Origin of the sequence: Spirosoma aureum (assembly GCF_011604685.1) — a bacterium.
Taxonomy (GTDB): domain Bacteria; phylum Bacteroidota; class Bacteroidia; order Cytophagales; family Spirosomataceae; genus Spirosoma; species Spirosoma aureum.
This window is the reverse complement of record NZ_CP050063.1, coordinates 4,535,821-4,556,699: the sequence shown is the minus strand read 5'-3', so window position 1 is coordinate 4,556,699 and position 20,879 is coordinate 4,535,821. Positions and strand designations below refer to the sequence as shown.

The following is a 20,879-nucleotide window of genomic DNA, read 5'->3' as shown; positions in this document are numbered from 1 at the left end:
ACATACACAAAATTGAAAAAAATCCCGCAGGAAAGCAAAAGAACGAACGGAAAGGAGCACCGTATAGCGGTTTCTGGATGTCCCTAACCGAACGCGTTCTTCTCCATGCTCCCCGCCCTTGACTTTCAGACCTCAAAGCACTCGCCACTCGATCCGCCGATTTAGTCGTCGGTTTTCGTCGGTAGTATTCGGCGCCACGGGGCGGGTTTTGCCATAGCCAACCGCTTTAATACGACTTGGATCAATACCCGCTTTGGTTAGATAAGCCACGACCGACTGCGCCCGCTTTTGAGAAAGCGTCAGGTTAGCGGTTGCTTCTCCCTTGTCATCCGTATGTCCGGCGATTTCGATTTTAACCGTTGGACTTGCCTTCATGAATGCCGATAACCGGTCGAGTTCTGTGCGCGACTTTTCGGCGAGGTCATACCGGCCCGATTCAAAAAAAAGATTATTCAGTGTTTCTTTCGCTGTCTCTCCGGCTACTGCCGGTTCAAGCGGAACGTTCAGCGACATTCCTGTACTGGCTTCCCGATCAGCTTTAGGCTTCTGGGTGAAGTCGAAGGAAAGGCTCTTGAACAAGTAGCCAGGAACACTCACGTATAGGGCGTATTCTCCCCCGCTGGGCATAACAGCCGTATATTGGCCGGTCTGGGCGTCGGCATGAACCCGCGAAACAATTTGATTGGTCTTTAAATCAATTAATTCGACCGTAGCAGCCAATGGCTTTTTCGTTTTTGCATCAGCCACCACACCCTTTAAGTAACTAACGGGCTTTACCCGCTCCCGTAAAGCCTCTGGAAGTTCGAAGGCATACAACCGGGATTTCTGGGATACGCCATCTTTCTGTTCCTCAAACGAGTAATAGGCCCGCTTTCCATTGGCCGCCACGAACAGGGATGCCTGATCTTCGGATGTGTTGATAGGATAGCCTAAATTTGTTGGTACCGTCCAGCCTGTTGTGGAGCTGTCGGACACAAACAGGTCATAACCTCCCAAACCAACATGACCTTCTGATGCAAAGAAAAGGCTTTGTCCATTCGCATGAATAAAGGGTGAGGCTTCATTGAAAGGCGTGTTGACAGGTACGCCCATATTGACCGGTTCCTGCCAGTTTCCTTCGGTATCGAGATCACTGCGCCAGATATCGCGTCGTCCTTTGCCACCTGGCCGATCAGAAACGAAATAGAGCCGACGCCCATCGGCCGATAACGAAGGCTGTGATTCATAAAAACGGGTATTGACCGTAGCACCAAGATTTTCGGGAGCCGACCAGTCATCCCCGGTTTTACGGCTCAGGTACAGATCACAACTACCAAAACCTTTTCGCCCCTGACAGGCCGTGAAAACGATCATCCGACCATCGGCGGAGAGGCTGGCCGTGCCTTCGTTATCAGGCGTATTGATACCGGATGAAATAGAAGTCGGGGGCGACCATGTTTCGCCATTAAACGTTGCCGTCATTAAATCTTCATCGCCTTCGGGTTTCAGTGCCGTAAAGACAAGTGTTTGTTCATCAGCCGTCAACACGGGAAAATACTGAGAAGGGGTTGTCTGGAGGACCGACGACAGCGGCTTGGGATCGACCGGTTGTGGGTGCTGAATAGCTTCCTGGGCAAAGCGGGCGGATTCAATCTGCCGACTAACGCGCTGTCCCTGAGCCGACTGAGGAGGAAACATCGTCTGAAATTTCTCCAGATACGGTAAGGCTTCGGCATAACGACCAAGCCGTAGCAGCGTATTGCTCAATGACTGATATGCCGTTCCGGATGCCGGGCTGTCGGGTTGAAGCCGTATCGCGTTCCTGTACGCAGCTATAGCGGGTTCGTAGCGCCGGGCGAATTCATAAAGCTGCCCCAGTTTCAGGTAAGCATCCGTAAAATTGGGGTCCTGCTTAACGGCCTGTTCCATATATGGAATGGCCTCGTTCGCTTTTCGCTCGCCAAACAGCTTAATGGACTGGGCGTAAAGCTCCTGCGCCTTTTTATCCTGTCCGATAGAACAATGGATAATGAAGAATGAACAATGAAAAATCAGGATTGTATAACGGCTTATACGAGCCATTGTCCACTGTCCTTTATTGGTTATCCGGCGATTTACGGAATGTCCAGATACTTGTGTGTCTGCAACGATATTTGCCATTGCGGATGATCTTTAACGTAATCAACGATGCGAGGCAGCATTTCATTGGAACGACTCCACTCAGTTTGCAAAAAGAGTTTGCAATCGGGGCGAAGATGCGGCACGAACGACTCGGCAAACGCAAAGTCGGACTGGTTGTAAATGATCACTTTCAGCTCATCCGCCTTATCAAAAATAGCCGGATTGGGCTTCTTGAATTTTTTGGGAGAAAAGCAGATCCAGTCCCACGAACCCGTTACGGCCTGGCATACGCCCGACGTTTCGATGTTTGTTTGGAACCCTGCCGTCTGTAGCGCATCCGTTAGATCGGTCAGGTCGTGCATGAGCGGTTCACCACCCGTAACGACCGCCATCCGGCCAGGATAGTGTAACGCTCCATCCACAATGGTCTCAATCGTTAATTTTGGGTGTGCATCGGCATCCCATGATTCTTTTACATCGCACCAGTGGCAACCGACATCACAGCCACCGAGCCGGATGAAATAGGCAGCCCGCCCTGTATGTGCGCCCTCACCCTGAAGCGTATAGAATGCCTCCATGACAGGTAGTGTAGCCTGCATGGAATCGACAGCCCCTATTTCCTGTTGTTTCTGTTCCAAAAGCATACGGCAAAGATACGCACTTATAGCCCAGACTTGTATGATTTTTGCATCCAGATTGGTCCTGCTATTCAGGCGTGATCAGACCAACATGTTTTGTTTTGTGAACCATATACGGGTGAAGTCGTTACAATAGCATCCTCTGAACTGCATGTGTATGAAGCCGTTTTCCCTATTGCCCTGCCTACTGTTATGTAGCTTTATGGCCAATTCCCAGGTAAAACCGTCGGACTCCGGCCAATCACCAGAACTCGAAACTGTTGCCGAGTTTGGTAAACACCAGCCGATTGGTGTCGGTGTATCGAAGGAAAAACGCATTTTCGTTACGTTTCCCAAAAATTCCGACAATTATGACTACGGCCTTGCCGAAATTGTCAACGGACAACGACAACCCTACCCCAACGAGGAATGGAACAAGTGGGATTCACTGAATCCGCAGAATCGCTTTATCAATGTGCAGGCTTTATTTGTCGACCAGACGGATGCACTTTGGGTACTCGATCCGGCCAGCCCTTCTGGCATGCCTGCTTTTCCAACGGGCATAAAGCTCCTGAAGATAAATCTGGCAACCAATCAGGTAGAGAAGATCTATCGATTCGAGGACCAGCCCCGCGAGCGTATGGGTCTGAACGATGTTCAGATTGATTCACGCCAACAGATCGCTTACCTGTCGGACCCCAGACGGGCAGCCATCCTTGTGCTGGATTTAAAATCGGGAAAGAGCCGCGCCGTACTCGAAGGCGATAAATCGACCAAAGCCGATCCGAATTTTGTATTGACGATTGACGGGAAAGAAGTTAGGGACAGCAAAGGAACACCGTTCAGTAGCAATGTAAATGGCATCGCTCTCACTACAGACTTTGCCTATCTTTATTTTCGCCCGATTACGCAAACTAACCTATATCGGATTGCGACAAAATACCTGACTGACCCGGCACTTAGCCCAGCTGAAGTTGCCTCACACGTTGAAACAATGGCCGAAACGGGTGTATCTCATGGTATGGTAGCCGACAAAGCAGGTACTATTTACCTGACCGATTCGCCCCGTAAAGCCGTTCGTTATTTCACAGCTGACCGCAAGCTCAAAACCCTGGTGACCGACAACCGCCTGCTTTGGCCCGACAGCTTTGCCGTGGGTCCGGATGGCTATCTGTACCTCACAGCGGCTCAGATTCAGCGGACCAAACGCTATAACAATGGTGAAGATAAGGTTGACTACCCGTTTCGGCTGTATCGGATGAAATTGCCGAAGTGACGCACGGTTAATCATCAGATTACACTGAGCACTTCTACGAGAAAATTTCCCGGAGCCAACACATAAAATGAGGTCGTTCCCCGCCCGCCCCACGTTTTGGGCTCGTGCTCAAGCGACACACCGTCGGCCTTCATCCGGGTGTACGTCTCCATAACCTGCTCAGGCGTATCGACAACCATACCTACGTGGAAATCAGACGGATACTGCGGGATTTGATTCTTAGTAAAATTGCTTAATGCCAGAATAAATCCATTTTTACCCATCAGGATAGCCAGGGCATCTTTTCCTTTCACGTCGGTGCATTCAAAGCCAAAATACGTTTCGAAGAAGGCTCGGGTTTGTGCTACATCAGGCACAGCTATGTTTAAGTGGCTTAGGGTCATGGTCGTTTATACGTTTTTTCGAAGACAATAGTAGTCATAATTGTTGACTATATAGTCAACAATTATGACTACTATTGTCTTATTTATTTAAAACAGAAATTAACTTCTCGAAAAGTAACTGAGCAATACAGGTCCTTTCGGCAAGTTTAGAAGCCTATTTTATGGAGGATCAGGAACAAATCCAGTCAGAATTAGCGGCTTACATGCGTACGAATGACCGCAACTGGGCACGGCTGATGTGGGCCGGTAAGCGTTTGTTTGAACGAAGCATTCAACAAGCTATGAACGCGTCAGGTATTGGCACGTTCAAACTATCCTATATACCTTTTCTGGCTAGTATTAGCCTGAAGAGCATTACCAATCGTGAGTTGGCGCAGCGGGCCAAAGTTCCCAAACAGGCGATGAGTCGAACGGTAAAGGAATTAGAGGAACAGGGTCTTATCTGGACTGAAAAGAATCAGAAAGACGGTCGGAGTGTAAAAATAAGCCTGACTATGGAGGGCCAAAAACACTTACTGGCTATTAAGCGGGAGCAGCATCGGCTAATGGATGAATATAAACGAATTGTGGGTGTAGAACATTTTGACATCGCCGTTGATGTCCTTCGTCAGATTATTGCTTACCACGAATCGCTTGATCAAGCGACTGATGACGAATAAACGTTGAGTTTTTATGAGCCATAACGCACTGAAATACTGTCGGCAGGCCTGGCCCTTTCCAGCCAGAAAAATAACGTTTTCAAGTAAATAAATGCCCTTTTCAACTTATCATCGTCGACTAACTTCTTATTGAACTGCGCTTCCGTTATGAAAACGGTTACTTTATTTCTGACATTTATTGTCGTCCTGGGCCTGTCATTACCGTCTGTTCGGGCACAGGTCGATCATCTGGCCACTACGCCTAAATTACCTGATCACCCGCGAATTTTATTGCTTAAGGGCGAAGAGGAAGCGATAAAACGGACAGTAGGAACGGATAAAACCTGGAACAAACTCCATCAGGCGATTCTAACCGAATCGGATGTATTACTCGAAGCCGCACCGCTGGAACGGATTCAAATTGGCCGTCGCTTACTCGATAAATCGCGGGAAGCGTTGCGCCGACTGTTTTTTCTATCCTATGCCTGGCGAATGACTCATCAGGATAAATACCTGAAACGCGCCGAAAAAGAACTGCTAACCTTGTCGGCATTCAGCGACTGGAATCCGACCCATTTTCTGGACGTAGCCGAGATGACGATGGCCGTTGCCATTGGCTACGACTGGTTGTACAAGGATTTACCCGATCAATCCCGGTCAATCATTAAGGAAGCCATCCTGAAAAAAGGCATTGAACCGTCGCTGGATTCGAAATACAACAGCTGGCTGAAAGCAAGCCACAACTGGAACCAGGTCTGTAATGCCGGAATGACCTATGGAGCCATGGCGATTTATGAAGACCAGCCCGAACTGGCCAAACGCATCATCAATCGATCCATCGATTCCATCGTGTTACCCATGGGCGACTATAACCCCAATGGTGCCTATCCCGAAGGATATGGCTATTGGGGTTACGGCACCAGCTTTAACGTTATGTTTTTAAGCGCCATTGAAAAAGCATTGGGCACTGACTTTGGCTTATCGACAAAGCCCGGTTTTCTACAGACGGCCGGGTTCATGGAAAACATGACCGGGCCATCCAGCAACGCGTTTAATTTCTCTGATTCCGGACTTAACGGAGAGCTACAACCAGCGATGTTCTGGTTTGCCCAAAAGCAGAAAAACCCTTCACTGCTTTGGGTAGAACGGAGTCGGCTGATAACCAGCGATGCCCGGCAACACATCAAAAACCGGCTGCTCCCGGCGGCCATTCTCTGGAGTAACAGCGTTGGCATCACGACCATCAAGGAACCCGAATCAACGATGTGGGTAGGTATGGGCAAAACGCCGGTTGGTCTCATGCGTACTTCCTGGTCTGATCCGAACGCGATTTATGTCGCTATGAAAGGTGGGAGTGCCTCAACGAACCATGCCCACATGGATATTGGCTCTTTTATTATGGAAGCGGATGGCGTTCGCTGGGCGATGGATTTTGGGATGCAGAACTATGAAACGCTGGAATCGAAAGGGGTGGATTTATGGAACGGCAAACAGAATTCCCAGCGCTGGCAGGTATTTCGATACAACAATTTCGTGCATAATACTCTCACGATCAACGATCAGCTTCAACGGGTTGAGGGTAAGGCACCGATCACTGGCTCGTCGAGTAAGCCCTCGTTCATGAGCGTCACTACCGACCTGACCGACATCTATAAAGAGTCACTGGCAAGGGCCAACCGCGGGATTGCGATCGTCAATAAAGACTATGTTGTTGTTCGGGATGAACTGGAAACTCTTCCGATGGAGACTACCGTCCGATGGACAATGCTTACACCAGCTACAGCAAAGATTGTTGGAGAAAACAAAATAGAATTGTCAAAGGATGGTAAAACATTGATTCTTCAGGTTCAGGAACCGGCAATAGTCACGCTAAAAACCTGGCCAACCGATCCAAAACATGACTACGATGCGCCTAACCCCGGCACTACATTAGTTGGCTTTGAAGTCAAACTTCCCGCAAATACCAAATCGGCAATCACAGTTCTGCTGATTCCGGAAAAAGCAGTGAAGAAAACGAATACTAACGTGCAACCGTTACAGCAATGGCCCCATTGACCGCTTTAGTCAACCGGTCAATTTAATGGGCGATTTCTATGAAGCAGAATAGTCTTTTCGTTTTCACGGCCCTACTGATTGCAGGAGCGATCTGGCTGTACGGTTTCTACTTTGCTACACCTAAGCCCCCACACCATCTACCCGCCGGAGCAACCTCCCCGAACGGTCGGCGGGTTGAAAAGTCGGATGCTGAATGGAAATCCATGTTAACCAGGTCGCAATATACGATTACTCGTGAGCGGGGAACCGAATGGCCCAATAGCAGCGAACTGACCCATGAACACAGGCCGGGAGCTTATAGCTGCGTTTGCTGCAGGAATCCTCTTTTCTCATCCGCGACCAAGTTCGATTCACGGACTGGCTGGCCAAGCTTTTATGCGCCGATCGTACCGAATGCCGTTTATTCGGAATCCGACGGTTACCGTACCGAAATTCGCTGTTCCGTCTGTGACGCTCATCTTGGTCATGTTTTTAATGACGGACCAGAACCGACAGGGCTGCGGTATTGTATGAACGGGGTGGCAATGGTGTTTACAGCTACAAGCCGGTAAACTGGTTTTGGTATTTCCTCCCAAATTGATTTAAGCTAATCTCGGTTTGATTACAAGACAAAGCCCACTGAACTGATTTTGTATTCATCAGTTCAGTGGGCTTTACGTATTAGCGCTCTCTTATTTCAGAATCGGCTCCAGAGCGGCCCGGTTTGCATCAAGCCAGGCATGGATGTCGGTTACGATTTCGCGGATGCCCAGTTGCGATTTCTCAACTTTATCAAACCAGGATTCGGAAAGTGGTAATTTCGGCAAAAAAAATTGACTATGCCTGCCAAAGACGCTTACCATGATATTGTTCGTACTGCTCTTGAGAAAGAATCGTGGCAGATTACCCATGATCCGTTACGACTTGTATTAGGACGAAGAAAAGGCTACGTCGATCTGGCAGCCGAAAAATTATTGGCTGCTCAGCGCGGAACTCAAAAAATTGCCGTTGAAATCAAAAGCTTCTTAGGTGCGTCAACATTGGATGAGTTCGAGGATGCTCTTGGGCAGTTTTTGATTTACAAGGTAGCACTGGAAACTGATGAACCTGACCGCAAACTTTATCTGGCGATCCCAGCCAGCGTATATACCGATTTTTTTGATGATTCGTTTTTTATCGGCATCTTAAAACGATACGCCGTGCTATTGCTTATTTTTGACGAAGATCAGCAAACAATAATCCAATGGATAGACTGAAAAAGCATAAAGCAATCGTTCGGCAGATAATCGAAGAAATTGGCCGTATGACTCCATCTGATGAGCAGTCGGAAACGCAGGTCATCATGGACGAGGAGCGTGGCCATTATTTACTTTTTTCGATAGGTTGGGGCCACAACCGCCGGGAGTATGTACCGTTCGTCCATCTAGACGTAAAACCAGATGCCAAAGTATATATCCAACATGACGGTACGGATTTGAAAATAGCTAACCGCTTAGTTGAAGAAGGGATTGAAAAACAGTACATTGTCCTTGCTTTTCAATCCCCCAACCGCCGGAAACTTATTCCAGATTTTGCACTTAGTTAGTATGTTACTATCGCAATATCGGCTCCAGAGCGGCCCGGTTTGCATCAAGCCAGGCATGGATGTCGGTTACGATTTCGCGGATGCCCAGTTGAGGTGACCAGCCGGTCTTCGCTGTTACATTCGTATTGTCGGTGATGTAAAGTCGGATATCGGCCGCCCGGTTTTCGGTTACCTCCTTAATCGGGATGGTTTTTCCGGTTATTTCCTGACAAATTTTGGTCAGTTCCTGTAACGATGCGCTACTTTGAACTCCGCCACCGGCGTTCAAAATATCACCGTTGACTTTATCCAGGTTATGTAACTCCCAATCGATCAACCGGTATAGATCGTCGATATGAAGCATATCGCGGGTTTGTTTACCCGTTCCGCCGTAGCCGATATAGGCCAGTTGTTGCTCAAAATAGTGCTTGGCGATCCAGAGAACCATGACACCCTGATCGACCTTACCCATTTGCCACGGACCGGTAATGACCCCACAGCGATTGATAACCGTTTTCAGGCCATAAAACTCGTTGTATTCCTGAATCAGCAATTCAGAGGCAAGTTTCGTTGTGCCATACAGCGACCGGGCACCATCGAGCGGGAAATTCTCGGCAATTCCGCGCGACGATACCCCCGCTACTGGTTGATCATCAGTCAATACGAAGCGGGTCTCGGCCTCCTCGAAATTCAATGTTTCGATGGTTTTGATCGGGTAGACACGGCTCGTCGAGAGAAAAATGAAATTGGCTTTGTGCTTCAGTGCGTAGTTCAGGCAATTGACCGTACCAAAGAGATTGGTATTGATGAGGTAATCGGGTGTACCATCCAGACCTGCCAGTACGGATGGCTCAGCCGAGGCTTCGATGACCGTATCGACGGCGGGTAATGAATCGAAATCTTCCTTGTTTCGAATATCGCCATGAACAAAGTCGATGCCGGCTGCTTTGAGCCGCGCCAGGCTCAGTTCTGAACCGCGTCGTTTCAGGTTATCGAGCGCAAAAATCTGGTAATCAGGGTAGTTTTTTTTGAGTGCAATAGCCAGCGATGAGCCAACAAATCCGGCCCCGCCGGTGATCAAAAGTTTCATAGTTTATAGTTTACAGCTTACAGTTAGGGGTTCATCGTTTTTGCAATCAGTCGGATTAGCCAACGCGCTTTTTGCTCAAAACTCTGACCCGAAAACTATACACTCAGGATGCGATTCGTTTAAGTTTAACGTTTTCAACTGGCCGGATAACCAGCGGTACTTTTTCGATTTTAACGGAACTGCTATCCAGCCCAAACCAGCGATCTTCGGATGTGGTGAAGCCTTTGATGCCGAAGTAAAGGTTCATGATAAATCGTTCGCGGACGGGCAGTTCGTTCTCAAAGGAGAGGAATTTTTCCAGTACCACGAACCGAAAATCACCGATAACGTTCTGACCCCGAAGTGATTCGTAACGGCTGGTAATGTCCACTTCTTTATTTTTCACCATGTCTTCAATTACTTTCCGGAAGAACAGGTTTATCCGTTGCTCGACCCGAAACCCAAGTTTGAATGTCACTTTATAGGCATCATCCGGAGCGATGGTATTCACTTTGTATTCCATCGTATAGGGATCGTCGGTGATATCGACATGGACAAACCAGTAGATATCAGCCCGTTTAGGTCGTTTCTGGAAGATCGAATAAATAATTTTAGATTCGATCTCCGATTGCCGGGCCGCATTACTCATAAAGACAAGATGGGTAGCGTATTTCGGAATACTGATGTCGCGACTCAGTTCTTTGATTGCCTGCACATAATGATCGATCCGGACGTATTCGGTCAGGCGGAGTTTGATCTGGAACGCCTGTAGCCAGATGTACATGACGCTCGCAATTGTAAACCCAATCAACAGTGATACCCAGCCACCATGCGGGAATTTGATCAGATTGGCGACCAAAAACGAGCCTTCGATACCCAGATAAACGGTCAGAAAAAGGACAACGCCCCAGGCCTGGTATTTCTTTGTATACAAGTAATACGACATCAGAAGTGTAGTCATGAGCATCGTTAGCGTAATGGCCAGACCGTAGGCTGCTTCCATATTCGACGACTCGCGGAAGTAGAGAACGACACCTACACAACCAGCCCAAAGCAACAGATTAACGCTAGGCACATAAAGCTGGCCTTTCTGAACGCTTGGATATCGCAGTCGAACTTTAGGCCAGAAATTCAGACGGATGGCCTCGCTGATGAGTGTAAACGAGCCACTTATGAGCGCCTGACTGGCAATAACCGTAGCAGCAGTGGCAATTACGATTCCAATAGTCAGGAACCAGGGCGGCATGACTTCATAGAATGGAATGCGCGCTCCCAATACTTTTCCTTCCTGGCTTACCAGCCACGCACCCTGACCGAAATAATTCAGGATCAGGCAGGTTTTAACGAAAACCCAGCTAACCCGAATATTCGCCCGGCCGCAGTGGCCCATGTCGGAATAGAGCGCTTCGGCCCCCGTTGTGCAGAGAAAAACCGACCCCAGCAACCAAAAGCCACCCGGATATTCTGACAATAGCCACCACGCATAGTAGGGATTAAGAGCCGCCAGTATGCCTGGCGCCTGCGCAATCTGAACAATGCCAAGGGTGCCCAACATGACAAACCAGACCAGCATGATCGGTCCGAAAGCTGTACCAACTACGCTCGTGCCAAAGGCCTGGATCAGGAACAGAACAGTCAGAATAGCAATAACGATCTTGATAATCAGCACTTCGGTTATTGCGGGATACAGCAACCGAAGTCCTTCTACAGCCGAAGAAACCGAAATAGGCGGAGTGATAATTCCATCGGCAAGCAAGGCTGAGCCACCAATAATGGCTGGTAGTGTAAGCCACCTGGCGTGTCGGCGAACCAGTGCATACAAAGCAAAAATACCACCTTCACCCCGGTTGTCGGCCCGTAGAATCAGGATTACATACTTAACCGTCGTTTGTAGCGTCAGTGTCCAGAACACGCACGAAAGAGCGCCCCTCACAACATCGGCCCGAATGACGTTCCCAGCTCCAATAATAGCCCTGAGTGTATACAGGGGCGATGTACCAATGTCACCATAAATAATACCCATTGCTACCAGCAGACCGGCAGCGGTGACAGAGTCCAAATGCTTCTTATCTTCCATAAAAAGGGCTAACGCCTTGTCGTTTTACGAGCGGGTCAAAACGGGGCAAAGATAGCCGATGTTTAGATTCATCAGCGTTGGTTCCTTCGAAAGTTGATATTTTGTCTGCCCTGCATGAAAACTAACCATCGAGCCATTGCGTAGGTTTACCATAAACAAGGTCTGAAGACCTGAAATTAGATTGTTAGTTTGTAACTGAATGAGTACTCGCTACCCTCGAACGGCCGTCCTGCTATTTATCTTACCGGCACACCTCGATGCTGCCCGCAAACGGCTTGCCATCGGTCAGCGGGCATCGGAGAGTAAAGGAACGCTACGCAATAGGGCATTTTGGGTTGCCATGCAACAGCTGGCTGTTGCAAAAGTACGGGCTGCCGGACTAACCTGTGTACATTCAACCGAAATAGTATCAACCACTGATTATTCGGCACCGTTTGGAGCACAATTGAGCAATGCCGTACAAGCTGTGCTAACGAAAGGCTTCGATCAGGTGATTGTCATCGGGAATGACTGCCCCGATCTGAGGGTTAGTGACCTGCGTGCAGCCGCTAATGCGCTGACTCATGGCCAGTTGCCGGTTGGTTACGACCAACGGGGAGGTGTTTTTCTCTTTGGCCTTGATCAGCGGATTCTGGAAAATCGTCCAGCTCATTTATTGGCAAACCTTCCATGGCAAACCCCACAACTCGGGGCCTCGCTGGCGAATTTCCTAAGCAATTCGTTCGATGGAGTAATGACTCTGTCAGCTATCCGAACCGATTGGAATAATCGTTCTGATCTACGGTCAGGAGTCTGGCTATCAGGCGCCTTTAGCAGTCTGGCACATAAAATATGGGTACTGATCGTTACGGCTTGGGGCCCGTTCAACACCCTTGTTTATCGTTCCATCAACAAGGCAACGCATTCCTATGGTCTGCGCGCTCCACCCGCTTCCTGCTAATCAGTTTTTTTAATCGCCATTGAACCGGTGTAGGGAGTAGGTCATATAGGATCTAAGCTCACCTACGACGGTCCTGTGTCAGTAAATAGACTGCGTAGTATCTACTCAAGCCGATTCAGTCACGCTTTACCTTGATTATTTATTTACCCCAGTACAACCTATGAGAAATTTTTCTCTTTTCTGGCTCATGATGAGCCTGGCAATAACAACTGTTGCCCAAACTGCCGACCTGGATGTTAGCGTCCGTGAGCTAACCCGTCAGCAGGCAAGCGCCGGTCAAACGGTTTATCTCGAAAATCCGTCTATTGGCCTTACTCTGTCTGCACAAACCGATGTCAATGGGAAGGTTTTATTTCGTTCGCTTTCTCTAAATGGAGTCTATCGGGTCTACACCAAAGAAACCGACCAATATGCCGAAACGAACGCCGAAAACATCATTCTCCGGGCCAATTACCGGCGGAGCGTCACGTTGCTACTACCCACAAAACGCGAAATCAACTTAACGGAAGTGAACGTCAGAAGTACGAGTGCTTCCCGTATCAATACGACCAACGCTGAAGTATCGTCGGAACTGGATGGCAAAAAAGTGGAAGAATTGCCCGTCGAAGGACGCGATATTACCCGTGTGTTGTATCGACTCCCGAATGTGAGCCAGGCAACGGGTTTCTTTGCCGAAGCCCCAAACGTGAGTATCAACGGTGCCAATGGGCTTTTCAATAACTACATGATTGACGGGATGGACAACAATGAGCGTTTTCTGGGCGGTCAGAAATTCGCCATTCCCGTTGGATTTACCAGAAATGTGACAGTGCTGACCAATAACTATTCGGCCGAATTCGGAAATACGGGGGGCGGTATTATCAACATCACGAGTAAGTCAGGCAGCAACGAAACCACTGGCGAGATCTTCCTGTTAAGTCGGCCCGGTTCCGTGATCGATGCCCAGACAAGCTATCCATTACGCGATCTGTCGGGCAATCAGGTGAAAGATGGATTCGCCCGCTACCAGGGCGGTTTTGGTATCGGTGGCGCACTGGTCAAAAACAAAACGTTCTATTACCTGAATGCAGAACACACAACCGATGTTAAAGACAATCTCCTGACCTCGCCCCAATTAGGTGTCAATGAAACGGTGCGCGGCACCAATCGATTTACCTATATTTCCGGGAAACTGGATCAGTTCTGGACCGATCGCTTTAAATCTTCGTTGCGGGTAAATATTGGGCAGGTAGCCATTGGGCGTCAGGCGGGTGGTCTTACGGGCGGTATCGCCTTTCCGTCGGCAGCCAACGCGCAGGACCGGAATTCAATGCTGATAGCCTCACGTAATACGTATACCACCGCCCGATTCGCGTCTGAAACCAACATCCAGTACAGCAGCTTCCGCTGGAATTACGCCCGCGCAACGAATCCAGACAGCCCCGACGTGACGGTGCTCAATCCAGCTGGCCAGGGCATTGCCTACCTTGGCCACCCCGGTTATCTGTTCGATTCCCACGAGAATACACTTCAGGTCCAGCAAAAGGTCTCCTTTTATCGCGGTAATCACACCATCCGGGCTGGTGCCGAGATCATCTGTGCGCGACATCGGCTGTTCGGGGGCGGCAATCCCAATGGTAGTTACACCGTTCAGTTAACGGCCGCCCAGTTAGCCGGACTCCGCGAACGAAATCTGGGAGCAGCCCTTAGTCCTGCCGACATCCCGGCTGATGCTAAAGTGCTCGGCTATTCAGTTGAACTACGTCCGGCATCATTCGGTACAACCCAAACCATTTATACAGCTTATGTTGAAGACCAGATCACGGCTGGCCCGCGCCTGAACCTGACGCTGGGTCTGCGCTATGATTACGATAATCTTTCGAAAGGTGGAGCCAGTTCGGGCGATTTCAACAACATTGCTCCGCGTGGCAGTTTCAATTATAAACTCAGTGGCCGTTCGTCCGTTCGCGGTGGTGTCGGGCTGTTTTACGACAAGATTTTGTATACTGTCTATAGCGATGCCCTACAGCAGAATAATACGGGGGCTGACTTCAAACGGCAATTGCAGTATTTTGCCGAGAAAGGCATTTTACCCGCCAACACAGACCTGAACCGGGTGACGTTTGACGGCAATCAGACGGTTGGTCCCGGCTACAACAGTGCGGGGCAGTCGTTCGGTTATTTGAAGGGGCCATCGGCGGCTTCATTTGCCGGACAACGGAATAACTTCAGTGGCGAACGTCGTATTCTGAATCCCAGTGGCTATCAGAATCCCTACACGTTTGAGTCAACGCTTGGCTATCAGTACCAGGTGAGTGACAAGTTACTGTTTTATGCCGATGTGGTTTACAATGAGTCTTATAACCTCTTCCGTACCACAAACCTGAATGTCCCGTCGGCCTGGGATTATAATGTGAGCGCTCAGCAAAAAATCGCCCGATCGACCGATGCAGCTAACCTTACCCGGCCCGTGCCCATCGCCAACAGTGCAGGAACCATTAACGGTCAGATGCTAACGGGTGTTGCGCAGAGTGTGGTAATGACCGAAGACAAGGGGCGTTCGCGCTATACGGCACTGAGTTTGAATTTACAGAAAGAACGGGCCAGCGATGCCTATGCTTACCGGCTTATTTACACGCTTTCGCGATTGTATAACGACACGGAAGATGTCAATTTCCGAGCGATGGACGCTAACAATTTCAGCGCCGAATGGGGCCCATCCGTGAACGACAGGCGGCACATTATCAACGGTATTTTTAACTACTATGTCGGCCAGCGATTTACGGCAACACTAGCCGCTTTACTTCAGAGTGGACAGCCAATCAACCGAATTCCCGACGCGACAAAATACGTAGTTGTCGATCAGAATTTAAAGCCGCTGCTTGGTCCCGATGACAGGCCACTAACCAGCAGTGATCTTAATGGTGATGGCAGTGCCTTTGGCGATACGTACAATGGGAGCACCGACCGTCAACCCGGCGAAAGCCGCAACTCAGATCGGCTACCCTGGTCGAAGGTGATTGATGTAAGCCTGCAATACAACCTGCCCGTGGGCGCTAAAACCCGACGGATTGAAATCCGGGCCGATATTTTCAATGTGCTGAATACCAATAACCTCAGTGGCTACCCAAACAATGCGACGCAAAGCAACCAGATTCAGGTTGGCCCACGTGGAAGCGGTATTGTGCAACGAAATGCAGGGCCACCACGCCAGTTTCAATTTGGTGTACGGTATTTATTTTAACAAAAATGACAAACCGGTACAAACCAAACGTCGCCTTCATTCGTAAGTACGGCTTCCACCAATCCTCCTATCTGGTTTTGTTTAATTAGGTGTGTTTGAGCAGACGGTCCGTTCACTGAGCGGACCGTCTCTATTTTTGCGAAGCGACCGGCATTTTATTTACCTTGTCAGGTTGGCCTTCCTGTGTAGTTTACAGCGACAAGTTCTCCGGCAATGTTTACCATTTTTTCCATGAAGAGAAGCATTTTTATCGTCTTTTTGATCGGAGCACTTCGCTGCTCATCGTCTGAACAACGAGATCCGGCCACCATTCTGAAGCAATCCTGGGAACAAATAGAGGAACGCGGTCGTGACCAGCCAGTCACGCTTTTTATGTGGCTCGGCGACCCATATATCAATGATTACATGAACAAATATGTTAAACCAGCGATAAGGAAGCGATACGGTATCGACTTGCAGATATCTGCCGGTCAGGGCGCACAGATTGTGCAGACATTGGTAGCCGAACACGACGCGGGCCAACCAAGCCAGATCGATCTGGCCTGGATCAACGGCGAAACGTTTTACCAGCTTCGGCAGATCGATGCCTTACTCGGTCCTGTAACGGATAAGTTGCCCAATGCCCAATACATCGATTTCTCGAACCCATTTATTGGCACCGATTTTCAGCAACCTGTTTCCGGCATGGAATGTCCGTGGGGAAACGTGCAACTGGCCGTTATTTACGACTCTCAGAAGGTTCCGGCCCCGCCAAAGTCGTTTGCCGATTTTCCGGCTTATATAAAAGCACATCCCGGCCAAATGACCATACCCAATGAGTTTACGGGAATGACACTCCTGAAATCCTGGATGATTGCCCTTTCGGGTGATCCGAAACTGTTTCAGGGTAAGTTTCGCGAAGACGTTTATACCAAATGGTCGGGCGAACTTTGGAAACAGCTCAATACGTTAAAACCGTATTTCTGGAAACAGGGGCAAACGTTTCCAGAACAACTTTCAACATTGCACCAGCTGTTTGCAAACGGCGAAGTCGCTTTTACGTTCTCCAACAATGATGCTGAAGTGGACAATAAGGTAAATCTTGGTTTTTTCCCAAAAACAGCCCGTGCCTACGTGCCCGCACCCGGCACCATTCAGAATTCGCACTATATGGGCATCATCAAACAGGCCCAGCACCCCGAAGCGGCCATGCTGGTAGCTAACTTCCTGATGTCGCCGGAAGCTCAATTGAAAAAAATGGACCCTAACGTCTGGGGTGATCATACGGTGCTGGACCTAAAAAAACTCCCTGCCAGTTACCGCGCCAGGTTCGAGAATTTACCGACCCGCCAGCATGCTCCCAAACGCGAATCGATTCTGGGAATGGCTTTCCAGGAGCCCGCGCCGGCGTATATGACCAGACTTTATAAAGATTTCCGGACTTATGTTATCGAGAAATAATATAATTCGGAAAGGTACACTTGTCTTCTATGCCTTATTCATTTTAGGCTTTCCGCTGGCAGGACTGTTCAATGCCTTCAGTACTAGCATTGGTCTGACAGGTCCATTGGCCACAGGGCTTACCGGGCGATACTGGCAACAACTTCCCACTGAAGCATCGCTGCTCTTTTCGCTGGGCTTTAGCCTGTACGTGGCGATTATTTCGGTAGGACTGGCCGTAGTGATCGCACTGGCTCTGGTTCTAAAACGGCAGTCTATGCTGAAACTTACCCCCTTTCCGACACTCCTTTACGTGCCGTTGCTGTTTCCGTCGCTGGTGGTGGCGTTTTATCTGTTTCAGTTGCTGAGCGGGTCGGGCTGGCTGTCACGAATTACCCACACAATCGGCCTGACCAGCACACCAGACAATTTTCCGGCAATGATTCAGGATAGAATTGGTTTAGGCATTATTCTGGCTCAGGTCGTCTTGGCATTTCCATTTTTCACCCTCCTGTTCCAGTCGCTCTACGACGACGTCCGGCTGGACGATCTACGAAATCTGACACGAACATTGGGCGCAACAGAAAGTCAGTTTCATCGGCGAGTGGCGGTCCCGATTCTCCTTCAGCGGGCGGCTCCTACGCTGGTTCTTTACGGTGTGGCCGTATTGGGAGCCTACGATATTCCGCTGTTACTTGGCCGTACGTACCCACAGATGCTATCTGTATTTATTACGACGCGACTCCAGCGGTTCGATCTTGCTGAATTACCAACAGGATATCTCATTGGATTTTTAAGCACGGTCGTACTGATGGCCATTATTTTCTGGGCAACCAAATTAACCCAACGCCATGCGATCTAACCCAACCCTGACCAGTCTATTGATCGTGGTGTTCGGGCTGCCATTTGTCTTACTGGGTTTACTGGCACTTGGTCAGTACTGGCGGTTTCCGGACATACTTCCACCCACGTACTCCTTCGACGTGCTGGCAAGGCTACTCTCGGTCGATGGCGAACTGGGTATCGGCTTACTTCTGAGTTTGTTTATTGCCACAACAGTCTCCATTTTGTCAACAGGATTGGGCTTTGTTATTGCCCGGGCGGTGGCACTTTCCAAGCACCCTGCCCGATGGATTACCCTGAGTTACCTCCCCTATGCGCTGCCGCCAGTACTGCTGGCGGTTCTGATACAGCCTTATTTTATCCGGCTTCACTTATCCGGTTCGATTGCAGGGGTTATCGTCGCCTTACTGTTGATCACGATTCCCTTCTGCACGCTGTTTTTTCGAAGTTTCTGGGGGCAACAGGCTATTCAGTATGAGCAATTAAGCCGAACGCTGGGCTGTTCACAACGACAGGCTTTCCTGCATGTTTTGTTGCCGCTGGCTCGTCCACTGCTCATTACGTGCCTGTTCCAAAGCTTTCTGCTCGCCTGGTTCGACTTTGGTTTAACGAACTACCTCAGTGTCGGAAAAGTCCGGACCCTGACGGTTCAAGTCTATCTCTTTGTCGGTGAAGCCAACAGCAGGCTGGCCGCTGTAGCCGCGCTGTTGCTGCTGCTGCCTGCCGCGTTGCTGTTGTGGCTGAACAAGAAGGCAATTGTCAGGCAGATTTAAATAGTCGTTTATGACTTCAGGAAACCGCTTACAGCCGGATCTGCCAGCCGTAAACAAAAACGCTCCAGCAATCCCCAATTTATGACTGGCTATTTTTAATCAAAGCCACATAAAATCGGATCATGTTTTGATAGTCCTTAACACCAATTCGCTCGTTTGTTCCGTGAATCGTTTGCGTTCCTTCGTCGTTCAAAGGCAGGGGTGAAAATCGATAGATTGCGGTTGATAATGCGGAATAAAACTTGGAATCCGTAGCACCAAGCATAATATACGGGGCAACGGCTACATCCGGGAAAACACTTTTTATCGTTTTATGAATCGTCAGGAAAGCAGGCGTTTCAGGATCAGATACGGCGGCCGGATTATTCCCCTTGCCCAAAACACTGACCGTAATGCTATCATTTTCGATAATTTCTTTCACTCGTTCAATTACTCCTTCGACGGTATCTCCGGGCAACAACCGAAAATTAATGGTCGCCGTCGCATCAATGGGCAACACGTTATCTTTAGCACCAGCCCGGAAAATGGTAGGGGCCGTTGTTGTCCGGATGGAAGCGTTACCTGATTTTGTCTGGGCCAGTGTCTTTTCAATTAGCGGAGCAAACAGCCATTGGTTGGCAAAGACAATTCGCTGCCCAAATGATACCTCCGAGGCCAGATAATCCAGCAGGTGATCGACACCACCGTTCAGGCGGGCATGAAACGGATGTTTTTCCAGTTTGCTGATGGCTTCGGCCACCATTCCGATGCTGGTTTGCGGAGGAGGCATCGACGAGTGGCCGCCTTTTCCAACCGCTGTCAATTCCAGGCTCAGGTAGCCCTTTTCGCTGATTCCGATCAGCGCTACCGGTTTTTGCATTCCTGACACACCATCGGTTTTAATGATTCCCCCTTCATCCAGAATATATTCCAGTGAAACTGATCGTTTTTTCAACGCTGCGGCAATCGTCTGAGCACCGAGAAAGCCTGCGGTTTCCTCATCGTGTCCGAAGGCTAGAAACAGGGTGCGTTCGGGCTGGAAACCGCTTTGTAACAAATATTCGGCCGATTCCAATAACCCGATTACACTCATTTTATCATCGAGTGTTCCGCGACCATAGAGGTACCCATCCTCGATAACGCCGTCGAAAGGTGGTTTCTTCCACATCCGTTGCGTTCCCTGAATTACAGGTACCACGTCATAATGACCCATCAACAGGATCGGTTTCAGGGACGGATTGCGGCCTTCCCATTCAAAGAGTAGGCCATATTGATTAAATGTTTCCTGTTTTAGCCGTTGGTGAACAAGCGGAAAGGAGGCCTTTATATAAGTCAGGAATTCATCAAATTGAGTAGTGTCTGTCAGTGCGTAATCTGTGTACGAAACGGTGGGAATTCGAATGGCTCCCGCCAGCCGCTGAATTGCCGAATCGGGAACATGGATCGGAGTTGCTGGTGGTACGTTTGTCAATTGATGCGAGGTCAATCGGATTGTATTCACGAGCAAGACAATAATGAGTAGTCCAAGCAAAACTACCAAAGCACGTAACACCAGTTTCATTCTAGTTCAGGTCAGTTGAAGTGAAGGTGCAATAAGGCCAAAAAATCGATATGTAGGCTTCAATTTGCTTTAAACCAAGTTTTTTCCTTATATTGTTCATCTTGTACAGGTTACCTACCAATCCAGATAAGGCGGAAAATCGTATTCCCATTCATCAGAACGTTCGCAGGATGCTGTGCCACGTTTCTTTGGTGACGCAAGAGGTAAGCGCGGCACGGCTACTGCGAACGTTCTGATGATTTTTTTCGAACTGAACTCTGCCTAAATTTTCTAAATCAATTGCTGGCCATCTCGGCAATTAAGTCCCCACAAAACCCGCTTCGCGACAACTCCTGCCCTACTTATAAACACATGGCGACCAGCCGATCTACCTGTTGTATGAC

At 49.1% G+C, this 20,879-nt stretch carries 18 protein-coding genes; 11 read left to right on the top strand and 7 right to left on the bottom strand.

Annotation, left to right across the window (positions count from 1 at the left end; genetic code table 11):
- Nucleotides 1-132 precede the first annotated feature (132 nt).
- Both G8759_RS17930 and G8759_RS17925 read right to left on the bottom strand, forming a co-directional pair.
- Nucleotides 133-2,139, bottom strand: a complete 2,007-nt coding sequence (locus G8759_RS17930; protein WP_167210319.1) for an OmpA family protein — start codon at nt 2,137-2,139, stop codon at nt 133-135.
- The gene (locus tag G8759_RS17925) at nt 2,094-2,744 is read right to left on the bottom strand and encodes a 7-carboxy-7-deazaguanine synthase QueE (RefSeq protein WP_394353256.1); all 651 of its coding nucleotides are present in this window, start codon (nt 2,742-2,744) and stop codon (nt 2,094-2,096) included. Before G8759_RS17925 ends, G8759_RS17930 begins: the two co-directional genes overlap by 46 nt.
- 196 nt (nt 2,745-2,940) lie before the next feature.
- Here G8759_RS17925 and G8759_RS17920 point away from each other — a divergent pair, with 196 nt between their 5' ends.
- Nucleotides 2,941-3,993, top strand: coding sequence for an SMP-30/gluconolactonase/LRE family protein (locus tag G8759_RS17920; RefSeq protein ID WP_232073857.1), 1,053 nt, complete (start codon nt 2,941-2,943; stop codon nt 3,991-3,993).
- 14 nt (nt 3,994-4,007) lie between these two features.
- Here G8759_RS17920 and G8759_RS17915 read toward each other — a convergent pair whose 3' ends face one another.
- A complete protein-coding gene (locus G8759_RS17915; protein ID WP_167210314.1) occupies nt 4,008-4,376 on the bottom strand; it encodes a VOC family protein in 369 nt (122 codons plus the stop codon).
- 161 nt (nt 4,377-4,537) lie between these two features.
- Here G8759_RS17915 and G8759_RS17910 point away from each other — a divergent pair, with 161 nt between their 5' ends.
- The 3 genes from G8759_RS17910 (at nt 4,538) to msrB (ending at nt 7,620) form a co-directional block, all read left to right on the top strand.
- On the top strand, nt 4,538-5,035 hold the full coding sequence (locus G8759_RS17910; RefSeq protein ID WP_167210312.1) for a MarR family winged helix-turn-helix transcriptional regulator: 498 nt from the start codon (nt 4,538-4,540) through the stop codon (nt 5,033-5,035).
- 147 nt (nt 5,036-5,182) lie between these two features.
- Nucleotides 5,183-7,069, top strand: a complete 1,887-nt coding sequence (locus G8759_RS17905) for a heparinase II/III domain-containing protein (protein WP_167210310.1) — start codon at nt 5,183-5,185, stop codon at nt 7,067-7,069.
- 38 nt (nt 7,070-7,107) lie between these two features.
- Nucleotides 7,108-7,620: a peptide-methionine (R)-S-oxide reductase MsrB gene (msrB, locus tag G8759_RS17900; RefSeq protein ID WP_167210308.1), complete on the top strand. Its 513-nt coding sequence runs from the start codon at nt 7,108-7,110 to the stop codon at nt 7,618-7,620.
- Between the two features lie 120 nt (nt 7,621-7,740).
- Here msrB and G8759_RS36190 read toward each other — a convergent pair whose 3' ends face one another.
- Complete coding sequence (locus G8759_RS36190) at nt 7,741-7,875, bottom strand: hypothetical protein (protein ID WP_262890614.1); 135 nt, start codon at nt 7,873-7,875, stop codon at nt 7,741-7,743.
- A gap of 12 nt (nt 7,876-7,887) precedes the next feature.
- Between G8759_RS36190 and G8759_RS17895 the strand changes: the two genes are divergently transcribed.
- On the top strand, nt 7,888-8,304 hold the full coding sequence (locus G8759_RS17895; protein WP_167210306.1) for an element excision factor XisH family protein: 417 nt from the start codon (nt 7,888-7,890) through the stop codon (nt 8,302-8,304).
- Nucleotides 8,292-8,633 (top strand): XisI protein, encoded by a 342-nt coding sequence (locus tag G8759_RS17890; RefSeq protein WP_167210304.1) that lies wholly within the window; start codon nt 8,292-8,294, stop codon nt 8,631-8,633. The genes G8759_RS17895 and G8759_RS17890 overlap by 13 nt, the downstream gene beginning before the upstream one ends.
- Nucleotides 8,634-8,640: 7 nt before the next feature.
- On the opposite strand, the gene G8759_RS17885 is transcribed toward G8759_RS17890, so the two are convergent.
- Nucleotides 8,641-9,702, bottom strand: a complete 1,062-nt coding sequence (locus G8759_RS17885) for an NAD-dependent epimerase/dehydratase family protein (protein WP_167210302.1) — start codon at nt 9,700-9,702, stop codon at nt 8,641-8,643.
- A 103-nt stretch (nt 9,703-9,805) separates the two neighbouring features.
- Entirely contained in the window at nt 9,806-11,758 is a 1,953-nt protein-coding gene (locus G8759_RS17880) for a KUP/HAK/KT family potassium transporter (protein WP_167210300.1), read from the bottom strand.
- Between the two features lie 199 nt (nt 11,759-11,957).
- Here G8759_RS17880 and G8759_RS17875 point away from each other — a divergent pair, with 199 nt between their 5' ends.
- The 5 genes from G8759_RS17875 (at nt 11,958) to G8759_RS17855 (ending at nt 18,956) form a co-directional block, all read left to right on the top strand.
- A complete protein-coding gene (locus tag G8759_RS17875) occupies nt 11,958-12,698 on the top strand; it encodes a DUF2064 domain-containing protein (protein WP_167210298.1) in 741 nt (246 codons plus the stop codon).
- A gap of 160 nt (nt 12,699-12,858) precedes the next feature.
- Entirely contained in the window at nt 12,859-15,921 is a 3,063-nt protein-coding gene (locus G8759_RS17870) for a TonB-dependent receptor plug domain-containing protein (protein ID WP_167210295.1), read from the top strand.
- A 231-nt stretch (nt 15,922-16,152) separates the two neighbouring features.
- On the top strand, nt 16,153-17,361 hold the full coding sequence (locus G8759_RS17865) for an ABC transporter substrate-binding protein (protein ID WP_232073856.1): 1,209 nt from the start codon (nt 16,153-16,155) through the stop codon (nt 17,359-17,361).
- Nucleotides 17,345-18,202: an ABC transporter permease subunit gene (locus G8759_RS17860; RefSeq protein WP_232073855.1), complete on the top strand. Its 858-nt coding sequence runs from the start codon at nt 17,345-17,347 to the stop codon at nt 18,200-18,202. The genes G8759_RS17865 and G8759_RS17860 overlap by 17 nt, the downstream gene beginning before the upstream one ends.
- The gene (locus G8759_RS17855) at nt 18,192-18,956 is read left to right on the top strand and encodes an ABC transporter permease (RefSeq protein WP_167210291.1); all 765 of its coding nucleotides are present in this window, start codon (nt 18,192-18,194) and stop codon (nt 18,954-18,956) included. The genes G8759_RS17860 and G8759_RS17855 overlap by 11 nt, the downstream gene beginning before the upstream one ends.
- 79 nt (nt 18,957-19,035) lie before the next feature.
- Here the strand turns inward: G8759_RS17855 and G8759_RS17850 are convergent, their stop codons facing one another.
- Nucleotides 19,036-20,496 carry a M20 family peptidase gene (locus G8759_RS17850; RefSeq protein WP_167210289.1) on the bottom strand — a complete coding sequence of 487 codons (1,461 nt, stop codon included), beginning with the start codon at nt 20,494-20,496 and terminating at the stop codon, nt 19,036-19,038.
- Nucleotides 20,497-20,879: the final 383 nt, after the last annotated feature.

Excerpts from the sequence above, each read along its gene's own strand:
- G8759_RS17860 (WP_232073855.1), top strand. The coding sequence starts at position 17,345 with ATGTTATCGAGAAATAATATAATTCGGAAAGGTACACTTGTCTTCTAT.
- G8759_RS17925 (WP_394353256.1), bottom strand. The coding sequence starts at position 2,744 with ATGCTTTTGGAACAGAAACAACAGGAAATAGGGGCTGTCGATTCCATG.
- G8759_RS17865 (WP_232073856.1), top strand. The coding sequence starts at position 16,153 with ATGAAGAGAAGCATTTTTATCGTCTTTTTGATCGGAGCACTTCGCTGC.
- G8759_RS17855 (WP_167210291.1), top strand. The coding sequence starts at position 18,192 with ATGCGATCTAACCCAACCCTGACCAGTCTATTGATCGTGGTGTTCGGG.
- G8759_RS17930 (WP_167210319.1), bottom strand. The coding sequence starts at position 2,139 with ATGGCAAATATCGTTGCAGACACACAAGTATCTGGACATTCCGTAAAT.
- G8759_RS17920 (WP_232073857.1), top strand. The coding sequence starts at position 2,941 with ATGGCCAATTCCCAGGTAAAACCGTCGGACTCCGGCCAATCACCAGAA.
- G8759_RS17890 (WP_167210304.1), top strand. The coding sequence starts at position 8,292 with ATGGATAGACTGAAAAAGCATAAAGCAATCGTTCGGCAGATAATCGAA.
- G8759_RS17850 (WP_167210289.1), bottom strand. The coding sequence starts at position 20,496 with ATGAAACTGGTGTTACGTGCTTTGGTAGTTTTGCTTGGACTACTCATT.
- G8759_RS17915 (WP_167210314.1), bottom strand. The coding sequence starts at position 4,376 with ATGACCCTAAGCCACTTAAACATAGCTGTGCCTGATGTAGCACAAACC.
- G8759_RS17905 (WP_167210310.1), top strand. The coding sequence starts at position 5,183 with ATGAAAACGGTTACTTTATTTCTGACATTTATTGTCGTCCTGGGCCTG.
- msrB (WP_167210308.1), top strand. The coding sequence starts at position 7,108 with ATGAAGCAGAATAGTCTTTTCGTTTTCACGGCCCTACTGATTGCAGGA.
- G8759_RS17910 (WP_167210312.1), top strand. The coding sequence starts at position 4,538 with ATGGAGGATCAGGAACAAATCCAGTCAGAATTAGCGGCTTACATGCGT.
- G8759_RS17885 (WP_167210302.1), bottom strand. The coding sequence starts at position 9,702 with ATGAAACTTTTGATCACCGGCGGGGCCGGATTTGTTGGCTCATCGCTG.
- G8759_RS17875 (WP_167210298.1), top strand. The coding sequence starts at position 11,958 with ATGAGTACTCGCTACCCTCGAACGGCCGTCCTGCTATTTATCTTACCG.
- G8759_RS17870 (WP_167210295.1), top strand. The coding sequence starts at position 12,859 with ATGAGAAATTTTTCTCTTTTCTGGCTCATGATGAGCCTGGCAATAACA.
- G8759_RS17880 (WP_167210300.1), bottom strand. The coding sequence starts at position 11,758 with ATGGAAGATAAGAAGCATTTGGACTCTGTCACCGCTGCCGGTCTGCTG.
- G8759_RS17895 (WP_167210306.1), top strand. The coding sequence starts at position 7,888 with ATGCCTGCCAAAGACGCTTACCATGATATTGTTCGTACTGCTCTTGAG.